This window comes from Henriciella algicola (assembly GCF_003576245.1).
Taxonomy (GTDB): domain Bacteria; phylum Pseudomonadota; class Alphaproteobacteria; order Caulobacterales; family Hyphomonadaceae; genus Henriciella; species Henriciella algicola.
The window spans coordinates 809,427-829,437 of the sequence record NZ_QWGA01000003.1 but is presented as its reverse complement, the minus strand read 5'-3'; the positions used below and the strand labels follow the sequence as shown (position 1 = coordinate 829,437).

General features: G+C 61.7%; 21 protein-coding genes and 1 tRNA gene. 13 read left to right on the top strand and 9 right to left on the bottom strand.

Annotated elements, in window-relative coordinates:
* Positions 1-314: 314 nt before the first annotated feature.
* The 4 genes from D1222_RS04470 (at position 315) to D1222_RS04455 (ending at position 4,663) form a co-directional block, all read left to right on the top strand.
* The gene (locus D1222_RS04470; protein WP_119453001.1) at positions 315-542 is read left to right on the top strand and encodes a SlyX family protein; all 228 of its coding nucleotides are present in this window, start codon (positions 315-317) and stop codon (positions 540-542) included.
* A gap of 1,516 nt (positions 543-2,058) precedes the next feature.
* Positions 2,059-2,526: a phage tail protein gene (locus D1222_RS04465; protein WP_119453000.1), complete on the top strand. Its 468-nt coding sequence runs from the start codon at positions 2,059-2,061 to the stop codon at positions 2,524-2,526.
* A 116-nt stretch (positions 2,527-2,642) separates the two neighbouring features.
* Entirely contained in the window at positions 2,643-2,861 is a 219-nt protein-coding gene (locus D1222_RS04460; RefSeq protein WP_119453728.1) for a hypothetical protein, read from the top strand.
* 125 nt (positions 2,862-2,986) lie between these two features.
* Positions 2,987-4,663, top strand: a complete 1,677-nt coding sequence (locus D1222_RS04455; RefSeq protein WP_119452999.1) for a formate--tetrahydrofolate ligase — start codon at positions 2,987-2,989, stop codon at positions 4,661-4,663.
* A gap of 28 nt (positions 4,664-4,691) precedes the next feature.
* On the opposite strand, the gene D1222_RS04450 is transcribed toward D1222_RS04455, so the two are convergent.
* Positions 4,692-5,960, bottom strand: coding sequence for an alkaline phosphatase family protein (locus tag D1222_RS04450; RefSeq protein WP_119452998.1), 1,269 nt, complete (start codon positions 5,958-5,960; stop codon positions 4,692-4,694).
* Between the two features lie 124 nt (positions 5,961-6,084).
* On the opposite strand from D1222_RS04450, the gene D1222_RS04445 reads away from it, so the two are divergent.
* On the top strand, positions 6,085-6,447 hold the full coding sequence (locus D1222_RS04445) for a hypothetical protein (protein WP_119452997.1): 363 nt from the start codon (positions 6,085-6,087) through the stop codon (positions 6,445-6,447).
* Between the two features lie 3 nt (positions 6,448-6,450).
* Here D1222_RS04445 and D1222_RS04440 read toward each other — a convergent pair whose 3' ends face one another.
* Positions 6,451-8,259: an ArnT family glycosyltransferase gene (locus D1222_RS04440; RefSeq protein WP_119452996.1), complete on the bottom strand. Its 1,809-nt coding sequence runs from the start codon at positions 8,257-8,259 to the stop codon at positions 6,451-6,453.
* 129 nt (positions 8,260-8,388) lie between these two features.
* Between D1222_RS04440 and D1222_RS04435 the strand changes: the two genes are divergently transcribed.
* Positions 8,389-9,759 carry a dicarboxylate/amino acid:cation symporter gene (locus D1222_RS04435; protein ID WP_119452995.1) on the top strand — a complete coding sequence of 457 codons (1,371 nt, stop codon included), beginning with the start codon at positions 8,389-8,391 and terminating at the stop codon, positions 9,757-9,759.
* Here the strand turns inward: D1222_RS04435 and D1222_RS04430 are convergent.
* Positions 9,756-10,679: a hydrogen peroxide-inducible genes activator gene (locus tag D1222_RS04430; protein WP_119452994.1), complete on the bottom strand. Its 924-nt coding sequence runs from the start codon at positions 10,677-10,679 to the stop codon at positions 9,756-9,758. The genes D1222_RS04435 and D1222_RS04430 overlap by 4 nt on opposite strands.
* 217 nt (positions 10,680-10,896) lie before the next feature.
* On the opposite strand from D1222_RS04430, the gene D1222_RS04425 reads away from it, so the two are divergent.
* From D1222_RS04425 to rpsP, 5 genes are all read left to right on the top strand, one after another.
* Positions 10,897-11,487, top strand: a complete 591-nt coding sequence (locus D1222_RS04425; RefSeq protein ID WP_119452993.1) for a GNAT family N-acetyltransferase — start codon at positions 10,897-10,899, stop codon at positions 11,485-11,487.
* A 125-nt stretch (positions 11,488-11,612) separates the two neighbouring features.
* Complete coding sequence (locus D1222_RS04420) at positions 11,613-12,041, top strand: PaaI family thioesterase (protein ID WP_119452992.1); 429 nt, start codon at positions 11,613-11,615, stop codon at positions 12,039-12,041.
* Positions 12,042-12,256: 215 nt separating this feature from the next.
* Complete coding sequence (ffh, locus tag D1222_RS04415) at positions 12,257-13,717, top strand: signal recognition particle protein (protein WP_119452991.1); 1,461 nt, start codon at positions 12,257-12,259, stop codon at positions 13,715-13,717.
* Positions 13,714-14,004, top strand: coding sequence for a chorismate mutase (locus D1222_RS04410; RefSeq protein ID WP_119452990.1), 291 nt, complete (start codon positions 13,714-13,716; stop codon positions 14,002-14,004). The genes ffh and D1222_RS04410 overlap by 4 nt, the downstream gene beginning before the upstream one ends.
* Before the next feature lie 244 nt (positions 14,005-14,248).
* Positions 14,249-14,740: a 30S ribosomal protein S16 gene (rpsP, locus tag D1222_RS15955; RefSeq protein WP_119452989.1), complete on the top strand. Its 492-nt coding sequence runs from the start codon at positions 14,249-14,251 to the stop codon at positions 14,738-14,740.
* 114 nt (positions 14,741-14,854) lie between these two features.
* Here rpsP and D1222_RS04400 read toward each other — a convergent pair whose 3' ends face one another.
* The 4 genes from D1222_RS04400 to D1222_RS04385 form a co-directional block, all read right to left on the bottom strand.
* Positions 14,855-15,172 carry a GIY-YIG nuclease family protein gene (locus tag D1222_RS04400; protein WP_119452988.1) on the bottom strand — a complete coding sequence of 106 codons (318 nt, stop codon included), beginning with the start codon at positions 15,170-15,172 and terminating at the stop codon, positions 14,855-14,857.
* A 170-nt stretch (positions 15,173-15,342) separates the two neighbouring features.
* A complete protein-coding gene (lpdA, locus tag D1222_RS04395) occupies positions 15,343-16,746 on the bottom strand; it encodes a dihydrolipoyl dehydrogenase (RefSeq protein ID WP_119452987.1) in 1,404 nt (467 codons plus the stop codon).
* Positions 16,747-16,835: 89 nt separating this feature from the next.
* On the bottom strand, positions 16,836-17,201 hold the full coding sequence (locus D1222_RS04390) for a hypothetical protein (protein ID WP_119452986.1): 366 nt from the start codon (positions 17,199-17,201) through the stop codon (positions 16,836-16,838).
* 86 nt (positions 17,202-17,287) lie between these two features.
* Positions 17,288-17,929 (bottom strand): hypothetical protein, encoded by a 642-nt coding sequence (locus D1222_RS04385; protein ID WP_119452985.1) that lies wholly within the window; start codon positions 17,927-17,929, stop codon positions 17,288-17,290.
* A gap of 135 nt (positions 17,930-18,064) precedes the next feature.
* Between D1222_RS04385 and D1222_RS04380 the strand changes: the two genes are divergently transcribed.
* Complete coding sequence (locus D1222_RS04380) at positions 18,065-18,523, top strand: DUF3429 domain-containing protein (RefSeq protein ID WP_147371815.1); 459 nt, start codon at positions 18,065-18,067, stop codon at positions 18,521-18,523.
* On the opposite strand, the gene D1222_RS04375 is transcribed toward D1222_RS04380, so the two are convergent.
* Both D1222_RS04375 and D1222_RS04370 read right to left on the bottom strand, forming a co-directional pair.
* Positions 18,520-19,056 carry a disulfide bond formation protein B gene (locus D1222_RS04375; protein WP_119452983.1) on the bottom strand — a complete coding sequence of 179 codons (537 nt, stop codon included), beginning with the start codon at positions 19,054-19,056 and terminating at the stop codon, positions 18,520-18,522. The genes D1222_RS04380 and D1222_RS04375 overlap by 4 nt on opposite strands.
* 102 nt (positions 19,057-19,158) lie before the next feature.
* Positions 19,159-19,758 carry an exopolysaccharide biosynthesis protein gene (locus D1222_RS04370; RefSeq protein WP_119452982.1) on the bottom strand — a complete coding sequence of 200 codons (600 nt, stop codon included), beginning with the start codon at positions 19,756-19,758 and terminating at the stop codon, positions 19,159-19,161.
* A 90-nt stretch (positions 19,759-19,848) separates the two neighbouring features.
* Between D1222_RS04370 and D1222_RS04365 the strand changes: the two genes are divergently transcribed.
* Positions 19,849-19,935 (top strand) — tRNA-Leu (locus D1222_RS04365).
* Positions 19,936-20,011 lie beyond the last annotated feature (76 nt).

The following is a 20,011-nucleotide window of genomic DNA, read 5'->3' as shown; positions in this document are numbered from 1 at the left end:
CCGTGGAGACTGGAGGGTCAACATTACCATGTACATTCAGACCAAATGGCAGTTTCTGCCATTTGGCCACAGCCAGCCTCTTTCGATCTGATTTTGCGGGTCAAGGGCGCTTCGCGTCCTCCTGATTTTACCCTTGACCCGCAAAATCAGATCGGACACGCGGCGCCCTTTCAATTCATCCGCTCATCCCGGACTTGACCCGGGATCTCAGCCAGTTGGAGCGCGGCGTCTGCTTCACGAGAGCCCGGATCAAGTCCGGGGTGAGCGGAGGTATGATATTGCCTCACCCCATACTCACCGCTAATCCCGCCCTTATGACCGACAGCGCCCCGACAGATTCAACTCGCCTCGATGAGCTTGAAATCCGTATCGCCCATCAGGACCAGACGATTGAGGACCTGAACGCGGCCATCACGGCGCAGTGGAAACTGATCGAGCGGCTGGAGCGGCAGGTGGTGCGCCTCGCCGAGCGGGTCGCCGACAGCGAACAGGCCATCAGCGAAGCCGCCGCCCCGGTCAATCGTCCCCCGCCGCATTATTAAGGGCGAGGGTTTGGGGCGTGTCGCTCATGGAGGGCGTCACCCACGGGCGGGCAAAGCCCGTCTGAGGGTCCAGCTCCCGCCATCACCTCCCAGCGTAAGCTCTCAAGTCAGAAGATGGACGCTCAGACCGCGTCCCGCGGTCGAGCGTGACGCTCCGTCGTGCGGCCTGTTCCAACCTTTCCGAAGACCCCTGCGAAGGCAGGGGTCCAAGATGCTTCGTCTGAAACCTCATATCCCAGTTTGAGGGATCGCTATGGATACCTGCCTGCGCAGGTATTTCGGAACGGAACGCGTTATCCTGAAAGCCAGTGCTCAAGGTATGCGTCACCCTCGACGGGTGAAAGCCCGTCTGAGGGCCCATCTCCCACCATCGCCGCCGTGCGCATCCTTTCAAGTCAGAAGATGGACGCTCAGACCGCGTCCCGCGGTCGAGCGTGACGCAGAATTGCTGGCGACGGCCCCTCCCGCAAAGATGCTGGCAACACCTCCCGACAACCCCTGCGCGGGCAGGGGTCCAGGGTGCTTCGTCTGAACCGTTAGCTTCCGGTTCTAGGTCTCACCATGGATACCTGCCCCTCATCCTGAGCGAAGTCGAAGGACGCAGGTATCTCCGGAGTGAATCGTCCATATTTAATCCCCCCTCCGCCCTGCCGGGCACCTCCCCCGTGAACGGGGGAGGAGAGCGCGACGCCAGCGTGGCTTCTCCTTCCCCCGCAGGCGGGGGAAGTGGCCTGCGAAGCAGGTCGAAGGGGGCTGCAGGACAAAACAAATTCATCCCCACCCCCGCAAACCCGACCCATACTACACGCCTCCCATCACCAGACAGGGCGGTCCGGACCGACCGGAAGGTGTTGGTTCTCACTGATGCTGCACGTGCCGGTAAAGACCCCGGTGCGCGCAGGCGGAGGCGGGAGGGCTCATGCGCGGCCAACGCTGCCCATGAGCGGAGTGCGAAGGAGACGAGTGCTGCCGGCATGGGACTAACGGCCCTGCCAATGGCGGTCCGCGCTATCCACTTGTCCAGTCAGGCGACGGCTCGCCTTTCTGAGTCCTCTGGGCGGCCCGCGCCAAACGAGCGGGCAATTCTTCGCAGGGCGCGTCCATGGCGCACGCTCTACAGCCACGCCGAAAGGCTGGCATTACCTAAAGCGTCCACCCTGGACGCGCCCGGCCCTGTCACTTCAGGGCGAGAGTAAAAGCACACCGCCAGCGGGGAGACCCGCGTGGCGATATTGGTGTTTATGAACCTATTCCCCTTCGGCAGAGGGGCTAGGGGTGAGGGGTGAGGGGGAGCCGCATCTCGGCCCGGGAAGGCATCTGCAGTGATGCGCTTCAGATGATCACTGCAAACCGACGCGCCTGACGCAACGTCAGTTCCCCTCATCCCCGACCCTTCTCCCCAAGGAGAAGGGAGAAGTGCAGTGCTTGCGTCAAAGCCCCAACCGCCCAAACACCCACTTGCCGCCATTCCTGCCCCGCATAAACTTGCCAACATGACAACAGAGGGGACCCGCACATGCTGAAAACAACCATCGCCGCCGCCGCGCTCACGACGCTCGCCATCGCCGCAGCGCCGACCGCCCATGCCGGGCCAGACGAGTATATTGGGGAGATCATCACGGTCGGCTTCAACTTCTGCCCACGCGGCACGCTGGAGGCGGATGGGCGCCTTCTCTCGATCAGCGAGAATACAGCTCTCTTCTCTCTCTTCGGCACCTTTTATGGCGGCGACGGACGGACGACCTTTGGCCTGCCAGACCTTCGCGGGCGCACTGTGATTGGCGCAGGCAAAGGCGAGGGTCTTACCGAACGCACTTTGGGCCAGAGCGGCGGGATGGAGAACCACTCGACTTTCAACCCGGTCATCCTGGATCAGGGCGGCGGCGATGTTATGGGCGATAGCGCGACAGGCGAGAATATGCCGCCCTTCCTCGCCCTGAAGCAATGTGTGGTCACGCAGGGCATCTACCCCTCGCGCAACTAGGGCCGATGCTGGCTTTGCATGATCGAGGTTAAGCTGCGGGTGGTCTTTGCGTGAGCGGCGGAAACCAAAATGCGCGCCGCAGTGTTGAACTTCAATTGCTCAACGAAAGCGCAGACATGTTCACGCAGCTCAACCCGCCCATCCCCATGACGGTGACCGACAAGGGGGACGGCTTTGCCATTGGCGTCATTGACTACGGTCAGGAGCATAATCTCATCTGGGTGACGATGATTACCGCGACCGGCGAAATCTGGTGCGCGCCGAACCCGAAAGTGCGCGGTCAGTCAAACTGGACCATGGGCCGCGCCCGGCCAAAGCTGGAAACGCCGCACTAGCCCTTTCTGCGCCCTTTCGCTCGCCTGCGCTTCTGATAGGAGAGCAAGGAAACAGTCAGACGCATCGCCGCGGCGCCCCAGCGCGCTAATTTCGAGGCGCGAGCAGGGGAGGGCGTTGAAAGCCTATGAGCCACAAGAGCGATATCGAGATTGCGCGCGCCGCAAAGAAGCGGCCGATCCAGGAAATTGGCGAAAAGCTCGCCATCCCGCCCGGCGACCTCATCCCGTACGGCCATGACAAGGCCAAGGTCTCTCGGGACTTCATCCGCTCTCTTGATGGCCGCCCCGACGGAAAGCTGATCCTCGTCACCGCGATCAATCCGACACCTGCGGGCGAAGGCAAGACGACGACCACTGTGGGCCTCGGCGACGGCCTCAACGCGATCGGCAAGAAGGCCGCGATCTGTATCCGAGAAGCCTCGCTCGGCCCTTGTTTCGGGATGAAGGGCGGGGCTGCAGGCGGTGGCTATGCGCAAGTCGTCCCGATGGAGGAAATGAACCTTCACTTTACCGGCGATTTCCACGCCATCACGGCGGCGCATAACCTTCTGTCGGCGATGATCGACAATCATATCCACTGGGGCAATGAGCTTGGCATCGACACCCGCCGGATCACCTGGCGCCGTGCGCTCGATGTGAATGACCGCGCGCTTCGCTCAGTCGTGACCTCGCTGGGCGGGCCGGGCAATGGTTTTCCGGCAGAGGCGGGTTTCGACATCACGGCCGCCTCAGAAATCATGGCAATCCTCTGCCTCGCCGAAGACCTCGCAGACCTCGAAATGCGCCTTGGCAATATCATCGTCGCCTATCGCCGCGACCGCTCACCGGTCTTCTGCCGCGATATCAAGGCCGACCGGCCGATGACGGCGCTCCTGCGTGATGCGCTACAGCCGAACCTCGTCCAGACGCTGGAGAATAACCCAGCCTTCGTTCATGGCGGCCCCTTCGCCAATATTGCCCATGGCTGCAACTCTGTGATCGCGACAAAGACGGCGCTGAAGCTCGCTGATTATGTCGTCACCGAAGCAGGCTTTGGCGCAGATCTTGGTGCTGAGAAATTCCTCAACATCAAATGCCGCAAGGCCGGACTGTCGCCGTCTGCCATCGTCGTCGTCGCGACCTGCCGCGCGCTGAAACTGAATGGCGGCGTGACACTGGCGGACCTGTCGAAGGAGAACCCGAACGCAGTGGTCGAAGGCTGCTCCAACCTTGGCCGCCATATCGACAATATGCGCAAGTTTGGCGTGCCGGTTATCGTCGCGATCAATCACTTCCACGCCGATACTGAAAGCGAGATCGACGCGATCCGCGCCTATGTGGCGGGCAAAGGCGCCGAAGCGATTGTCTGCACCCATTGGGCGAATGGCAGCAAGGGTACGCTCGAGCTTGCCGAAAAAGTCGCGGCCATCGCGGATGCAGATGAGGCAGAGTTTGCCCCGCTCTATCGCGACGAGATTGGCCTGATGGACAAGATCGAAGCCATTGCAACCGGGATTTATGGCGCAAGCACCGTGTCAGCTGATCCGTCAGTTCATGCGCGGCTGAAGCGATGGGAGGCCGATGGCTATGGCCACCTGCCTGTCTGCATGGCGAAGACGCAAAACAGCTTCTCAGCCGATCCGGGGCTACGCGGCGCGCCGAGCGGCTTTGTCCTGCCTGTGCGCGATGTCCGCCTCTCGGCCGGGGCGGGTTTCGTCGTCGCCCTCTGCGGAGAGATCATGACCATGCCCGGCCTGCCGCGCGTGCCGGCCGCTGAGTCCATTGGACTCGATGCCGACGGCAATATCGAAGGACTGTCCTAGGCGCCGCCGCCGCCGCGGACGGTCGCTGCTAGCGCAGCGCCGCCTCGACATCGGCGATGTCGCCTTCATGCTGGACCGGCTCAACGCCGCTGAGATGGGCGAGGAGTGGATAGACCGAGGTGTTCTGGAAAGTGCCGAGGTCTGCACCGGCCTGGATAGCCGGACCGTTCGCGATGAAGAGCGCTGCCATGTCGGGGTGTGCCGGGTCAAATCCATGATCGCCGCCAGCGCCGCGCCATGCCGGCTTCTCTGCGGTCTCATAGCGCCAGCCGCTTTCAGCAAGGCAGATGATGTCCGGCACACGGGGGTTGGCGCCATAGGCGAACCGCTCCGGCAGGTTTTCCTTCGCCCAGCATTCACCGTGCGGGTGGGTGCCAACAAGGGCGGCTTCGACCTCGGCCTCGTTTCCGGGAAGGGGTGATAGACCTGCAAAAGTGCCGGTCCAGACGGTGTGAACCAGCTCCGGCGCAACCATCTCATCAAGGGAGATGAGCTGCTCATCGCTGATCGGGGCCATGCCGTGATCAGACACGATAACGAGGTTGGTGGTATCGCGCAGGCCGCGTGCGTCCAGCCCGGCGACGAAACGCGCAAGGGCGGCGTCGACCTGTGCGAGTGCCGACGCGGTCTTCGGGCTGCCCGGACCATAGATATGGCCCGCCGTATCGACCGTGTCGAAGTAAAGCGTTGCGAACTGTGGGCGCTCATCGGCTGGCACATCGAGCCAGGAGAGCAGCATGTCGACGCGGCCAAAGTCTGTCAGGCGCTGGTCAAAGGGCGCGAAGGTGGATGGGCGCGTACCGTGGATTTCGAAGTCGGACCCCGGCCAGAACATGGTCGCGGTGCGGATGCCCTGCTGTTCTGCGCTGATCCAGATCGGCGTGCCTTCTTCCCACCAGATCGGATCGGAGGTCACGGATGTGTCAGAGAGGGTGAAAACCTGGCCCGGCCGGCGCGGATCTTCCATCGTATTGTTGACGATGCCGTTCTTGTCCGGCGTGAGGCCCGTCACGACTGTGTAGTGGTTCGGGAAAGTCTTGGACGGGAAGGATGGCTGCAAGACGCCGCGTGCGCCGCTTTCAGCGAGTGCGTTCAGCGTCGGGGTTTCGCCGCGCTGGAGATAGTCTGGCCGGAAGCCGTCAATCGACACCAGAACCGTCAGAGCTACTGGCGCTGCGGTGTCCTCACTGGTCTGGGCGACCGGCGTGGAAATCGTTGTCGATGGGGCGGGTGTAGCTGTGCAGGCTGCTAGGGCGAGGGCTGCAAAGCCGGAGAGGAGAGGCAGGGTCAAACGCATGGCTCTTGCTATCCCAAATGTGTGACGCGCGCACGAAGCCAAAGCCGCGCAGGTGCGCAAGCTCCCCTCCGCTCAGACACTCGCGCCTTGACGCCGGAGCCCTGCTCGCCCAATTGCCCAATCCATGCCTTCCAAGGATTATCCCCAGACGCCCGATGGGCGCTATTTTGTTGCCGCTGGCAAGCTCTGGCGCCGTTCCGATCCGCGCCTCACGCCTGCGGGGCTGAAAGCGCTGACGGCAAACCTGATGGCGGCCCGCCGCAAGGTGAAGGAAGTCCAGAACAATGAGGCGCGGCTGAAAGCCGCGCGCCGGCAGGTCAACGCCGCCAAGGAAGCCCTTGGTGAACGCGGCCCCGTCTGGTGGGATGATGGCGCGCCGGACGAGACGATGAAGGCACCGCAGGACAGCTCTTACGCTGACTGGTGGGCCAGCCTCAGCGATGAAGAGCGCAAGAAAGGCTATGCCGGCCCGAAGAAAAAGGGCTGAGCCCTACTGGCTGGCAGCAACCTCGTCACAGCTCGCTTCAAACCGGACAGCCGTAAAGGCGACCGGGTCATTGTTCGAATAGTTGAGCGCGTAATAAGGCGTCGACCGGGTCTCGCAGCGGCCGAGTTCTTCGGCTGATTTCTGCACGGCCTTGAAGTCGGCGTCCGCATCCGCGTCTTCGAAGTTGACGAGGTAGACGACGGGATAGGCAGCATCGTCGGCAGGCAGCTCTGTGGACGTTTCTGGGGGATGCAAATTTTGCGTCCCGAGGGTGAGCACATAGGACGGCTCCGCAAAGCCGAGCGCCAGTACGCGGTCCGGGGCTCTGGTGTCGCCGCAATCGCTGCGGGGGATGCCGCAAACCTCGGCGAGGGCGAGCTTGCCGGTTTCAGTGGCCTGTATCCAGGTCTGCGTCGGAAGCACATAGATGCGGGCCTGCCAGCCAAGAAGCAGGGCAGCAAGGACACCGCCCGCAATCGCAATCCCGATTTTGCGGACGATCATTGCGCCTGCTGCGAGGAGAACGAGAAGTGCGCCGGGCGCCCAAAGCCAGAGCGGGAAGTCGCTCGCGCCCTGCCATTGCGCCATGACGGCGTCTTCGGTCACGGTACGGAAATCGCCTGCCTTGTCGGCCTGAAGCATCTCGACCGCCCAAGGGGAGGTGAAGAGGACGAGCGCGACGCCGCCAATCAGGAAGAGGGCGGTGGAGAGATAGCGCGAGATAGGCGCGCGGGCGTCTTCCATCAGTTTCACCGCCGCCCAGCCGCAAAGAAGGCCGAATGCCGGATAGGCGGGCAGGATGTAATGGCTGAGTTTGGTCAGGAGGAGCTCAAAGAAGAGCCAGGTGGTGAAAGCCCATGCGACGATGAATTTCAGTGCGTCGCGGTCCACATCGCCAAAGGATTCCAGCGTGCGATGGCGGAGGTATCGCCAGCAGAGGACGAGAGCGGGAACGAATAGGAGGATGCCCGGGAAGAACCAGGCGGGAAGGTGCATGAGGTGATAGCCCGGCAGGCCGCCATGCCCTTCCGAGGCGGAGACCAGCTTGTCTTTCAGATCCTTGCCGACGGCGCCTTCGACATAGGTGCCCTGCGTCGCGATCTGGATCGCGATCAGCCATGGCAGGACCATCAGCACGCTGATCAACGGCCCCGGCCACCAGGCGAGCGCCTTCATCCATTGATGGTCGCGCCGGTCCCAAAGCCAGAGAACGAGGATCGCCATGCCAGCGACCAGAGAGATGACAGGTCCTTTGATGAGGAAGCCTGCCCCATGGATGATCCAGAAGGCGAGCGCGAGGCGCTTGTCATTATCCTTCCTGAGATAGAGCCGGATTAGGCAACCCATCGCCAGCGTGATCAGGAAGACGAGAACGCCGTCCGTCTTCGAGATGTGCGCTTCGGATGTCAGCAATAGACTCGCGCCAAAAAGCGCCGAGCCCATGAAGGCGGCGCGCCTGCCAATGGCGGGGATCCCGGCCCAGAAACAGGCGAGAACCGCAAGGCCCGCGCCGAGCCAGCTCGGCACGCGGTAGGTCCAGATATCGAGGTTTTCGCCTTCGCCAAAGACGGCTGTGGAGCCTGCCTGCAGCCAGTGAATGCCGGCGGGCTTCTTGTTGCGGAATTCATCCTGGTAGCGGATCGCGATATAATCGCCGGTCTCAAGATATTGCTTTGAGGCCTGCGCAAAGCGGCTCTCGTCGCGGTCCAGCGCGGGCAGGTTGAAGACACCCGGCGCAGCTGCCGTCATGGTCAGCGCAAAGAGGATAAGCCAAGCTTTCCAGCCGGTCGAAAGGCGATCAATCCAAGTCATGTCGCGTGCTTGTAGCGTTAATCGGACGGGCGTGAAACGGGCAAGTGCTGTCTCCTTCCAAGCGGGCTTTGCTTCCGTATCGGCGCGGTCTAGGGTTGCCGCCTGGTGTTGAGGAAAAGGGGCCTGCCCATGAAAGCCTGGTTTCGGATTGATCTCTGGAAACGCGTAATGATCGGCCTTGCCATTGGCCTCGCGATCGGCGCGGCGGTCCGATACGGCATGATCTCATCCATGGGCACCGAAGACGGCATTGAGCGCTCGCGCGAGATCGCCGCGATCTTCAAGCCGCTGGGTGACCTGTTCCTCAACCTGATCCGCATGCTGGTCGTGCCGCTTATCTTCCTGACGCTGGTGTCAGGCGTGCTGGCGCTGGGCGACCCTAAGAAGCTTGGCAGCCTCGGTGGGCGTACCATCGGCATTTACATGTTCACGACGCTGATCGCTGTGACGCTTGGCCTTCTCATGGGCACGATTTTCCAGCCGGGTGTCGGCTATGACCTTTCCTCGGTGTCGCCAGAGCAGATTGCGCAGACGCAGGAACGGCTGGAAGGCGGCGGTGCGCTCGAGACAGTTGGCGTTTACGAGTCGATCATGCGCACCATTCTTTCCATCGTGCCGACGAACATCGTCGCGTCGATGGCGGCGGGCGATGTGCTGCCGATCATCTTCTTTGCGATCATGTTCGGCATTGGCATCCTGATGGCGGGCGAAGCCGGCCAGCCGGTCGCAAAAGTGTTCGACGCTGGCGCAGAAGCGATCCTGAAGCTGACCCTGATCGTCATGGAGACCGCGCCGTTTGGCGTTGCAGCGCTTATGGCGTGGGTGATGGCGGATCAGGGCTTCAGCGTGGTGTCCTCACTCGCGCTGATGACGCTCGCACTCTACATCGCCTGCGCCCTTCACATGCTGCTGACCCATGGTTTCCTCATCAAGGTCGTCGGCAAGCTCCCGCTTATCCCCTTCTTCCGCGGGATTACGGATGCGCAGCTCGTTGCCTTCTCGACCTCATCCTCCAGTGCGACCCTGCCTGTGACGTTGAGTGTCGCTGAGAAGAACCTTGGCATCGGTAAGCCTGTTGCATCCTCGGTACTGCCGCTCGGTTCCACCATTAATATGGACGGCACGGCGCTCTATCAGGGCCTGATCGCGCTGTTCGCTGCGCAGGCGCTCGGGATCGAGGTCTCCATCGGCATGTACTTTACCGTCGCAGTCATGGCGACGCTGGTCTCGATCGGCACGGCCGGTATTCCGTCAGTTAGCCTGTTCCTCGCCACGACAACGCTGGGTGTGGTCGGCGCGACCCCGGATCAGATGTTCGTCATCCTGGCGCCGCTCTTCGCCTTTGACCGCCTGCTCGACATGATGCGCACCGTTACCAACATCACGGGTGACCTCGCGGTGGCGACCCTTGTTGGGAAATGGGAAGGCGAGCTGGATGAGGGTGTTTTCCGCGCCGAGGACAATACGACCGCAGAGATCGATGAGACGATGCTGAACTAGCGGGGCGCTGTCTCGCCCTGACAGCCTGCAAGGACGCGTTTGACCACATCGCCGATGAGGCGGGCATCGACTTCGCGTGCGCTTCCTGCGCGCCATGCAATGCCAATCTGGCGACCGATAATAGGCGTCTCGAATGGCCGGATGGTGACATCTGCGCCAGCGGCGACGCCAGCCTCCGATGCAATGCGTGGGACGAGAGAAATGCCAAGTCCGCCAGCGACCATCTGCACCAGGGTGGCGAGGGAGGTCGCACCGATGTCCGAGCCGGCCCGTGAGGGGTTCAGCGCGCAGATCGAGACGGCATGATCGCGAAGGCAGTGGCCGTCCTCGAGGAGGAGCAGGTCTTCGCTGGCAAGGTCTTCCGGGCGTAGATGCTCCGCCTTGGAGAGTTTATGGTCTTTCGGCCCGATAAAGAGGAACTCATCCTCTCCCAAGACCTCCGTCTCGATGCCGGGTGTCGGCCAGGGTAGGGCGATCAGTGCCGCGTCCAGTTGGCGTTTGCGCAAGCCGTCGAGCAGCCGATCTGTCTGGTCCTCGCGGAGATAGAGTTTCAGCTCCGGGTGATCATCGCGCAGCGAGGCGAGCGTGCGCGGCAGGAGGTAGGGCGCAAGCGTCGGAATGGCGCCAAGGTGGAAAGGTCCGCTGAGCGGCGCGCCAGCTTGTTGTGCGGCAGTGACGAGGTCAGCGGCGCTGGAGATGATGACGCGGGCTCGCTCGACGGCTTCTTCGCCTGCGGCTGTGAGGCTGGCCCCGCGTGCCTCGCGCTCGACCAGCTGAACGCCAAGAAGGGTCTCGATTTCCTTGATGGCGGACGAGAGGGTCGGCTGGGTGACGTTGCAGACATCAGCGGCGCGCGAAAAAGAGCGCTCATCGGCGAGTGCGCACAGGAATTGTAGCTGTCTCAGTGTTGGTAGCTGCATGAGTTCACACCCTAACCTCGCCGAAATGGGCCTGGATTGGCCCGCTCGCAATCTTGCTTTTGCTCTTTCATGCAGCGCCTGAAACATTGATCACTTCGACGCAGAGTAGAGACAAGAGCCGCTTTCCGCTGTACGATAAGAGCGGAAGATAACATGCTCAGTCCTAGGCGTTCTGGCCCGATTGTCCACGCCCGGCGATGAGCGCTTAAGGCTTGTCATGGAACTAGGCGCACCAGGTTTGCATACCGAGATGCTCCGGCTTGAGCCGCTCAATGAGAGCCACCGGGCCGCGCTGACCAGCAGCAATGCAGTCGAGCATATGTGGAGCTCAATGCCCGTGATTGCGACTGGCACCAATATCGATGCCTATTTCGATCACTCCCTGAAAATGGCGAAGCTCGGCACGGGACAGGTCATGGCGGCCATGCGCGAGGCAGATGAGCGACTGGTCGGGCTATCCGCCTTCCTCAACCCTAACCGCATGAACCGTCGCACACGTATCGGCTATAACTGGATTGAGCCTGAGCTGCGCGGTGGTGAGGTTGTCGACCATATCCAGTACCTCATGCTGAAGCGGGCCTATCAGTGGCGCGCGCGGCGGGTGGCATGGTGGCTGTCGCAGAAAAATGAGCGCGCTATTGCGGCGGTCGAGAAGATCGGTGCCCAGCGTGAGGGCGTCCTTCGCCAGCATACGCGTTTTGCTGACGGGAGCTGGGCTGACCTTGTGGTGCTTTCGCTGGTGGGCGACGAAATTCGCGATTCCATGGCCATGCTGGGCGAGCTGATCGAGCAGCGCCAGCAAAGCTAGTCAGGCGACCTTCGCCATGGCGAATTCTATTCAGACAAAATCTCATCGGTGAAACAGCTCCGGGCAGGCTTGGCTTGTAGGAAAATGTCTCTATTGAGTTCCAAAACAGAACTAAGGAAACAGGTATGGATTATCTTCTGCCCGAGAGTGAGCTTCGACCGGAAGTCTTCAATGAACGGGGGCTAGGGCTACTTCCGGGACATCTGGGCATCGAGATCATCGAGATTGCGCGGACACACATCGTCGGCCGGTTCGAGGTGGCAGACAGTCACAAGGCGCCGAACGGTTATCTCCATGCCGGATCGGTCGTCACGCTCGCAGATACGCTGTGCGGGTATGGGACGGCTGCCAATCTCCCTGCGGGCGCCAGTGGATTTACCACGGTCGAACTGAAGTCGAATTTCTTTTCGACCCTGCTTAAAGGGACGGTCACCTGCCGGGCAGAGCCAGTCCATGCAGGCGGCACGACGCAGGTCTGGGACGCGCGCGTCACTTCCGACGCAGGAAAGCTGATGGCCCTGTTCCGGTGCACCAATCTGGTCCTGCGCCGATAGCCATTTCGCGCGCCGCCTCTGAAGCCTTGATATTCCGGCGTCTTCGTGCTTTAGGCACCACAAATTCCGCGCAAAAGTGAGAAGCGCGCTTTTCCAGGGCTCAGAACCTGGCGAAGCCCCCGCCCGGCGATGTTTCGCTCAGCGGGGTCGCAACGCTTTGCGCTAAATCAATGAGCGCTTACCTGTGAGGTCACAGGCAAGCAGGGAGTAACGCGATGTTTGACGCGCTGACAGACCGCCTAGGCGGTATATTTGACGGACTTACGGGGCGCGGTGCGCTGTCCGAGAAGGACGTGTCCGCTGCGCTGCGGGAAATCCGCGTTGCCCTGCTGGAGGCTGACGTCGCGCTTCCAGTGGTCAAGGACTTCATCGGCAAGGTCAAAGAACGCGCGGTTGGCGAGGAAGTCATCCGTTCGGTGAAGCCGGGTCAGCAGGTCATCAAGATCGTCCATGACGGTCTTGTCGAAATGCTGGGCGGCGAAGATGCCGAGACCCGCCTTCGCGTCGACAATCCACCATCTGTCATCATGATGGCGGGCCTTCAGGGCTCTGGTAAGACGACGACGACCGCGAAGATCGCCAAGCGCCTTTCAGAGCGTGACAAGAAAAAAGTCCTGCTCGCCTCGCTCGACGTGCGCCGTCCTGCGGCCATGGAGCAGCTTGCTGTTCTGGCGGACCAGCTTGGCGCGAATGTCACTTCGCTTCCGATCGTTCAGGGCCAGATGCCGGCAGAGATTGCCCGGCGCGCCTTGCAGGCGGCCAAGCTTGGCGGCCATGACGTTGTATTCCTCGATACGGCAGGCCGGACCTCCATCGATGAGCAGATGATGGCTGAGGCGGCCGAGATCGCAAAGATCGCGCAGCCAAAGGAAACTCTCCTTGTTGCTGACGCCCTGACCGGTCAGGACGCCGTCGAAACGGCTCGCCGCTTCCATGAGCGCCTGCCGCTCACCGGTCTTGTGCTGACCCGTATGGACGGTGATGGCCGCGGCGGCGCCGCGCTCTCCATGCGCGCGGTGACGGGCCTTCCGATCAAATTCCTTGGTACGGGCGAAAAGCTCGATGGCCTCGATGCCTTCGATGCCAAGCGCGTCGCGGGCCGCATCCTCGGCCAGGGTGACATCGTCTCCCTCGTTGAGCGCGCCGGCGACCAGCTCGACCAGGAAAAGGCCGAGCGCATGGCCAAGCGGATGCGCAAGGGTGAGTTCGACCTCAATGACCTCGCCGAGCAGCTGAAGCAGATGCAGAAAATGGGCGGTCTTGGCGGCATCATGGGCATGCTGCCGGGTGCCAAGAAGGCCAAGCAGGCGATGGCCGCGGCCAATGTCGACGACAATGTCATCAAGCGTCAGGAAGCGATCATCTCCTCCATGACGCGGAAAGAGCGCGAGAAGCCAGCGCTGCTCAACGCGTCCCGCCGCAAGCGTGTCGCTGCGGGTGCCGGCGTCGAAGTGTCGGACGTCAACAAGGTGCTGAAGATGCACCGCCAGATGGCCGACATGATGAAGAAGATGTCGAAGGGCGGCATGAAGGGCATGATGAACGCGCTTGGCGGCGCAGGCGTCAGCCCGAAAGACATCGCCAAGATGGGCCAAGGTGCAGGCATGCCCGGCGGTCTTCCCGGTCTCGGCGGCGGCCAGCTTCCTCCGGGCCTTGGTGGGGGGAAGAAGAAGTGACCTCCCCACTCGACGATCTCGAACGCCTTCGCGCCAGTATCGACAATATGGATGCGATCCTGCTGCACACGCTGGCAGAGCGCTTCAAGCTGACCCAGCAGGTTGGTGTGCTGAAGGCGCAGAACGACATGCCGCCAGCCGACAAGGCCCGCGAATCGCGCCAGATCGATCGCCTCCAGCGCCTTGCGAGCGAAAGCGGCCTCGACCCGGCCTTCGCTGAAAAATTCCTCAATTTCATCGTGGCCGAAGTCATTCGCCACCACGAGAAAATCCGGTCCTCATCATGATGATGACCGTATCCTATCCGCAGACACCTGCGCAGGCAGGTGTCCAAGGAACCCCTTTTCGCTTTGGTGCATCACTTGATGTTGCACCATGGGTCCCTGCCTTCGCAGGGACTGGCGGAAATAAGACACGCCCGAGTTTTGCCTCTTACGAGCAAAGCGAAGGCGCAGTGGCCGCTGGTGCGAACCAGCGATCAGCCACGAGCCCTATGCAAAAGAAGCCATAAGACACTTAAGGAGATACACCATGGCTCTGAAAATTCGCCTTTCGCGCGGCGGTTCGAAAAAGCGTCCATTCTACCGGGTTGTTGTTGCTGACGCTCGCGCCCCGCGCGACGGCCGCTACATCGAGAAGCTCGGCACCTATAACCCGCGTCTTCCGAAAGACTCCGAAGAGCGCGTCAGCATCGACGGTGAGAAGGCCGCTGAGTGGATCCGCAAGGGTGCACAGCCGACCGAGCGCGTCGCTCGCTTCCTGAGCCAGATCGAAGTCGACGGTAAGCCAATCGTCGAGTGGAAGCACGGCAATAACCCGAACAAGGGCGAGCCAGGCACCAAGGCGAAAGAGCGCCTTGAAGAGAAAGCCGAGAAAGAAGCTGCCCGCAAGGAAGCTGAAGAAGAAGCAAAGCGCGCGGCTGAAGAAGCCAAGAACGCACCTGCTGAAGAAGAAGCCCCTGCCGAAGCCGAAGCTGAAGAAGCACCGGCTGAAGAGGCTGCTGAAGAAGAGAAAACCAGCTAGTCTTATCGACCAGCGAGTTATTCAGGCCGGGCAGCAATGCCCGGCCTTTTTTTGTGTGGTGGTCGGGACTGGTGGTGCCGCTTGGCTTCTGCGTGGCTTCATCCTTCGACAGGCTCAGGATGAGGTATCTCTTGGTTGCCGATTGCGGGAAAGACCGGGCAGCGCGTCATAGTCACCACTTATCAGGGCCGCCTTCTTGGCTCTCGACCAGCCCTTGATCTGGCGCTCAAAAGCAACGGCTTCGTTGATGGTCTCGCACGTTGTGCACCAGACTAGGCGGACCGGGAGATATCGACCCGTGTAAGCGTTCGCATATTTTCGTGAATTGTGCTCGCCAACGCGCGTACCGATGTCCCTGCCCCGATAAGTGCCGGTATAGAATGAGCCATTCGAGCACTCGAGGATGTAAATCCAGATCGCAACGTCACTCATCTCTATCACCCGCCAAGCCAATCCACCTCATCCTGAGCCTGTCGAAGGATGAAGCAGCTATAGAGCATAGAAAAAGCCCGCACGGTGACGAAGTCGAACCGCGCGGGCTGATCTGGGTGCGCCTTGTAACGGCATGGTTCGACTTCGCTCACCATGCTGGGCGTAGAAACCTACATCTGCATCGTCCAGCCTTCGACGCCCATGGCGGCCTGGCGGACGGCTTCGGACATGGTCGGGTGGGCGTGGCAGGTGCGGGCGACGTCTTCGGAGGCGGCGCCGAATTCCATGGCGATACAGATCTCGTGGATCATCTCACCGACACCGACACCCATCATGTGCGCGCCGAGAATTCGGTCCGTCTTGGCGTCGGCCAGGATCTTCACAAAGCCGGTTGTCTCATGATTGGTGCGGGCACGTGAGTTGGCCTGGAAGGGGAATTTGCCCTTCTTGTACTCGATGCCGGCCTCTTTGAGCTGGGCTTCGGTCTTGCCGACCCAAGCGATTTCCGGATTGGTGTAAACGACGCTCGGGACGAGGTCATAGTCGACATGGCCTGCCTTGCCCGCGATGAGCTCTGCGACCGCAGCGCCGTCATCTTCGGCCTTGTGGGCCAGCATCGGGCCGTGAATGCAGTCGCCGATCGCCCAGACGCCGTCAGTGACCTTGAAGTGGTCAGTCGTTTCGATGACGCCGCGCTTGTCGGTCTTGCCGCCCACAGCTTCGAGGCCAAGGCCTTCAGTGTAGGGACGGCGGCCAACAGCGACGATGATCGCATTGGCTTCGAGGGTTTCCTGATCGCCGCCTGCGGCAGGCTCCATGAAGAGTTTCACATGACCGTCGATACGCTCAACGCCGGTGACCTTCTGGCCGAGGCGGAACTCGAGACCCTGCTTCTTGAAGGTGCGCTGGGCTTCCTTGGCGATTTCGTCGTCGGCGCCCGGCATGATGCGGTCGAGATACTCAACGACGGTGACGCTGGCGCCAAGGCGTGACCAGACGGAGCCAAGCTCCAGCCCGATAATGCCAGCACCGATCACGATCAGTTTCTCCGGCACTTCTTTCAGGGCGATCGCGCCTTCATTGGTGACGACCCGCTCTTCGTCGATCTCGATGTTCGGCAGGGAGGAGGGCACAGAGCCGGTCGCGATCACGATGTTCTTCGTGGTCAGCGTCTTTTGCTCGCCATCCTCGGCGTCGACCTCGACAACGCCCTTTTCCTTGATGCGGCCAAAGCCTTTGACGTAGTCGACCTTGTTCTTCTTCATCAGGAACTCGATGCCCTGGGTGAGGCCGTTCACTGCGTCGGTCTTCTGGCTCATCATCTGATCAAGGTCGAGCTCGAGCCCGCTCATCTTGATGCCGAGACCTGCAAAGTCGTTCTTGGCGGCTGCAAACAGCTCAGAGCCGTGCAGCAGGGCCTTCGAGGGGATGCAGCCGACATTCAGGCAGGTGCCGCCAAGCACGCCGCGCTTGTCGATGATGGCGGTCTTCAGGCCAAGCTGGCCGCAGCGGATCGCGCAATTATAGCCGCCCGGGCCACCGCCGATGATGACTACGTCGTAAGTGTCTGACATGGAATTTTGCCTGTGTGTCTGAACAAGGTTTGCTTGCCCGCGAACCTAAGCACTGGTGGGGCGAAATCAATGCGGCCTCAGCGCAAGGCTCACTTGCGCGGACAGAAAAGCAGGACGCCGCAGATAACGAGCAGGAATGGCGCAAGGATCGCCTCGTCCGCCCACACTGTATAGTCGGCGCCGAGCGAGATCATCGCACCGGTCATCAGGGCGAAGACGAGTGCGCCTGCCGAAAACACCCAGACCGCGCCGCGAATAGCGCCGAGAGCGAGCAAGCCGCCAATGATGAGAAGCGCGGTCGAGACGATGCGCAGCAGGGAAACGGGTGGGTTCAGAAGCTCTGTTGCTAGGTCACTGCCGAGCGAAATCTGGCGCATGATGGGGGTGATGGTTTCCCAGAGCATCCAGGCTGCAACGCCCGCCCCGGCGAAACCGGCAATCCGTCTGACCAGCATGATCTTCCTCCCCGAAGCCTGCCTTTATGCCTGCCACATAGCGGGCGGCCGGGCCAGCGCCAAGGGCGGCGGAGAATAGAGAGAGGCTAGAGACGTCCCTGACGGGCGAGCATGCGCCGGCCATCTGCGGCAAACTGGGCCCGCTGGCGCGCAATGGCAGCAGGTACTGGGCCCCGGCGGCGCTTGGGTGCGGCAGGATCTGACTTTGCCGGGGCGTTTCGCTGCGCCATCAGCTGTTCGAATTGCTGGCGGGAGAGATGTACGCCTTGCTGGGCACTTTCGCCGTCTGCCGTGACAATGCGCGGGCGGTCATTGTGCTCATCTTCGAGCAGGATAGCAGCGAGGCCGAGCATCAGAAGGATGAGCGCGCCGCCGACCAGCATGCCTTGCAGGCCGCTTGGGTCCATCCACCATGGGCCGGAGAAATGCAGCATAAGGAGGCTGGGCGAGACCGCGGCGCAGCCCATGCCGTACCAGAGAAGGCTGCCCTGACGGCGTGCCAGCGATGCGGCTGCCGCATAGAAGCAGAGCGAGCCGAGGAAGTAGGGCGCGCCATAAACAAAGCCGAGCTCACGCCAGTTCACGTTTTCCAGCCCGAGGGCCGGATCCGGATGAAAGAACATGACCAGCACCATCATGATGCTGGGCCACCTGATTGCCGTCAGACAGGCGAAGGCAAAGAAGATCGCAACCAGAGCAATCAGGAAGGAGATGAGGCGGCGTGACATGAGGCCCTGAACAACCCGGGCGCAATTGACGCTGCATGAATTTGGCGTTCGAATTGGCGACAGGTTCGAAAGCTTCTCTTCACAATTTCCGGCGTGCCACTCGTCATTGCGCCGGTGCGTCTCATATCTGCTGGCATGACCGAACAGACACCCTTCCCGCGCAAGACCGTCTTCCTGCTGACGGCGACCGGCGCCATCCCGTTCTTGGGCCTTGCGATCGCCATGGCCTTTCTGGACGCGCCGACCAATTCGACCGCGGCGCTGTGGCTGCAGACTTATAGCGCTGTCATCCTGTCATTCCTCGGCGGGATCAGGTGGGGGCTGGCGCTGGTAAGCCGCGGCCCGAAGCCCGGCACGTTCGTGCTGTCGGTCTGTCCGTCTCTCGCAGGCTGGGCAATCCTGCCGCCAGCGATCATTCTTGCGCCGGGGCCGGTCTGGTTTCTGGCTTATGCCGGGCTGTTTGCGCTGCAGCTCTTGTGGGACCTTCGCTCAGGCGAGGTGCCGTCCAGCTTCAAGCCGCTCCGTCTTGGTGTCAGCCTGGTCGTGATCGCATCGCTGATTGGCGCGTGGGCCGTGCAGGCATATCTGTTCTAGGCAGGCTCCAGCTCACCATAGCTGCTCGGGAAGGCAAGACCCGCCGCCACAAAGCTGATCGCGGCAAGACCGACCGAAACGAGCGCGTTCCAGCCAGCCATGGAAAGGCCGAGCATACGCCATGGCGCATCTGTGCACGAGGCGACAGCCGTGCGGTCATTGAGGCCATCAAGCGATAGCCCCATGACGTCTACCGCTTCGCCTGTGCAGCCTGACGGGGCAGGCCACCAGCTCCACTCCACACCGGCATGGTAGGCGGCGACAACTGCGCCCGTCGTGAAGACGAGGCCGAGCATCACGTTGAACGCGACGAGGAAGCGGCGATTGTTGCGGATGTTCCAGAGGATGATGCCTGTCACCGCCATCGCAGCGGCAGCCCAGTACACCTCACGCTGACGCAGGCAGAGCTGGCAAGGCAGCAGGAAAGCGAGGCGCTCAAACGCGTGCGCCGTCGCCAGCATTGTGAGAGAGACCACAAGTGCGATCACCGGCCAGCGCCAGGTGCGAAGGAGTGGGGAAAGAACCGCGTCCATAATCTGTGCCGTTCGCCAGAGGGGTCTTGTGCGAGACGCAGAATGGAGCCCTGTGCAAGGGCCTGCAATGCGACATCGCGCGCAGATGCAGTTGCGGGGCTTCTAGCCGCTGATCGTTCGCACACCGAATGCGACAAGCGCAATCAAGGTCGCGATCCATGCCGTGCCGATGACTGAGCCTAGAATAACGAGAATGCCATCACGCGCCATCAGGCCGAAAGCGACAATGGCGACGCCAATGCCCGGCACCGTGTTGGTCGACGGCAGCGGCACGAGGATGGATGCGCAGAAGAAGACCAGGAAAAAGCCGATGACCCGCTCACCCACCGGCGCCATCAGGAAAGTCAGGCGTGGGCGAGCGATCTTTTCCAGCCAGCCAAACCATTTGCGCCCGCCGTTTGCTGTGCGGGACAGGCCCTTCTTGTCGATCTTCCGGGCCGCGAACTTCTCTGGCAGCCAGGGCTCGCGCCGGCCCATCGCCATCTGCGCGGCCAGTACCATCATGGGCAGCGACACGATCTGGGGCACGCCATAGAGAAACGGAATGCAGCAGGGCAGGGCGAGGATGAAGAGCGCGGCTCCGAAAGCGCGTTCATGCAGCCGGTCAAAGATCTCACGAAGTGAAAAGCCGTCTTCCGGCGCCTCTTGGGCCATCGACTCGATGGATTGCAGGAAAGTCCGGGGGGAAAGCTCTTGCGTCATGTGGCGGCTGTTAGCGCGCTTTGATGCACTGGTCGAGATGATTGACGCCGCGAGGACCATGAGGCAGAGCGATGCACGCAATCCAGCCCGGCCCCGGTGGTGGAATTGGTAGACGCGGCGGACTCAAAATCCGCTTCTGGCAACAGAGTGCCGGTTCAAGTCCGGCCCGGGGCACCATTCGCAGCCGTTCGCGCCAGCGATCAATCGATCCAGTGGATCGATTTAAGGCGGAGAATGCGGCGGCAGCCGCCGC